Here is a 1,036-nt window from a genome sequence, read left to right on the forward strand (position 1 = left end):
ATATATATGTTTTAATTAAGAAAATTCATCCCTAAAAATACCACTAATATAAAACTATATAAAAATCCAAAATAATAAAAATAAATTATGCGAGGATTTTAATATGGAAAATTTAACACTAAACAAAATAGATGGACATGAAAAAGAAATTCAAGAATTAAGATGTGCTTTAAAGGAAACTAAAAGCATACGTATGCATAAAAGATATTCAGTGATATTAAGGCATTTTGAAGGCTTTACAAACAAAAGGATAGCCGAAATGGAGGGGCTAGAGCCCCATGCCGTAGGCAATTATATCAAAAGCTATAATAAAAGTGGATTATCAGGATTAGAAATGAAATTTAGTCCAGGAGCCAAAAGAAAGCTTAATAAAGAACAAGAAAATCACCTTATAGAAATTATTATAAATAAAATGCCAGACGAAGTCGGATTTGAAGGAAGAAAAAACTGGACTATAGAACTTATAAGACAATGGGCTATTAATCAATTTGACGTTGAACTATGTCATAGTGCGATGTCAATAGTTCTTCGAAGATTAAATTTAAGTTATACAAGACCCACATATGTATTAGCAAAAGCAGATAAGGAAAAACAAGAAGCTTTTAAAAAGGATTTTGAAACACTAAAAAAAACACCTTAATGGGGAAGTGGATCATATATTGTTTGAAGATGAATCTATGATTAGAGATTATCAGGCTATACAAAAGACTTGGTTTATAAAGGGTAAGCAAAAGAAGATACCTACCTACGGTAAGAATGCTGGAGTTAAATTGATAGGAATATTAAATTATGAAACAGGAATAGTGTATTGTGAAGAGCATGAAAGATACGATGCAAAGGTATTTGGTGAATTCTTAAAAACCACCCTTGAGCTGTACCCTACGGGTAAAATAGTAATGATCCTGGATAATGCTAGAATACATCATGCCAAGCTAATACAACCATTTCTAGATGAAAATAAATCTAGATTAGAGTTAATGTTTTTACCACCATACAGCCCAGAACTTAATTTGATAGAGGGGTTATGGGGATGGTT

At 30.9% G+C, this 1,036-nt stretch carries 2 protein-coding genes; both read left to right on the forward strand.

The window, feature by feature from the left end; genetic code table 11:
• Nucleotides 1-103: 103 nt before the first annotated feature.
• On the forward strand, nucleotides 104-640 hold the full coding sequence (locus J2Z44_RS21395; protein ID WP_209650073.1) for a helix-turn-helix domain-containing protein: 537 nt from the start codon (nucleotides 104-106) through the stop codon (nucleotides 638-640).
• 7 nt (nucleotides 641-647) lie between these two features.
• Nucleotides 648-1,036, forward strand: a 389-nt coding sequence (locus tag J2Z44_RS21400) for an IS630 family transposase (protein ID WP_209650075.1), incomplete at its 3' end; no start/stop codon positions are given.

The sequence above is a fragment of the Clostridium punense genome, assembly GCF_017874425.1.
GTDB lineage: Bacteria > Bacillota > Clostridia > Clostridiales > Clostridiaceae > Clostridium_J > Clostridium_J punense.

Excerpts from the sequence above, each read along its gene's own strand:
- J2Z44_RS21395 (WP_209650073.1), top strand. The coding sequence starts at position 104 with ATGGAAAATTTAACACTAAACAAAATAGATGGACATGAAAAAGAAATT.